Annotated in this window: 1 pseudogene; it reads left to right on the top strand. The window is 69.2% G+C overall.

What is annotated here, in order from left to right:
- Nucleotides 1–15 precede the first annotated feature (15 nt).
- Nucleotides 16–621, top strand: a pseudogene (locus ACQKIP_RS48145) (dihydrofolate reductase family protein).
- Nucleotides 622–1,014 lie beyond the last annotated feature (393 nt).

Here is a 1,014-nt window from a genome sequence, read left to right as displayed (position 1 = left end):
AGGTAGGACACTGCCATGTCGGAGCTTCTCGTCGACTTCATCACCTCCCTCGACGGTTACGCGTCAGGGGAGGGATGGCCCGGCTTCTGGGGCCTTGAGGGCCCGGAGTACCTTGCCTGGCTCGGAGAGCAACCCCCGGTCACCTACCTGATGGGAGCGAATACCTACCGCCTGATGTCCGGCTTCGCCGCAGGCGAGGTCCCCGATGGCCAAGAGGAGTTCCGGCCCGAGGAAGAGGCGTCCGTCGACGGGCTCACGCAAGCCTCCAAGGTGGTGTTCTCCTCCTCGCTGGAGGAGCCGCTGACGTGGGCCAACTCCAGGCTGGTCCGCGGCGACGCAGTCGAGGAGGTCCGCGCCATGTAGGCGAGCGGATCGGGGCTCCTGTGCACCATCGGCAGCCTCAGCCTGTGCCGGTCCCTGCTGCGAGCCGGACTCGTCGACCGCTTCCGGGTCGGGATGTTCCCGGTGATCACTGGGGCCACGGGCGACGAACGCATCTACGACGGCTATCCGGACGTGGCCCTGGAGATGATCGAACACCGCACCTTTGACGGCGGCATCCAGCTGGTCGAGTACAAGCCCCGGGTGCTCGAGCACCCGCCGCTCGGCGTCCCTGCGTGACGGTTGCCCCGTCCGCCGGTCCGCTCGGCGGCCAGGCCGGCGCTGCCGGGCGCGGAGCGACACCTTGCCTCACAGGCCGCCGCCAGTTGGTCTTCTCTGCGTCCGGGGAGCCCCGGCCGGCGACCGGGTTTTCGTGGGTGCAGTGCGGCCGGTCTGTGCAGGGGCGCCGACCGGCAGGAAGCTGATCCGGTGCCGCTGGTGGGTCTGCCTTCGTTCGTCCGCGCCCGGCTGGACCACCATCGCCTTCCATGGCGCCCGCACACCGGCCGTGCCTGGAGCAGTGACTGTGCCTGCCCGGCACGGCTGCACTACCTGCAACGGCAGTCCGCCTCGGCGAAGTGCACGAAGAACGCATCCACTTGTGCGACCACGAGGCCGTGCACTGGCCTGATC

The organism is Streptomyces sp. NPDC059900 (genome assembly GCF_050270335.1).
Taxonomy (GTDB): domain Bacteria; phylum Actinomycetota; class Actinomycetes; order Streptomycetales; family Streptomycetaceae; genus Streptomyces.
Note: the sequence above shows the minus strand (reverse complement) of the source record. Positions and strands in the feature narration are given on the sequence as shown.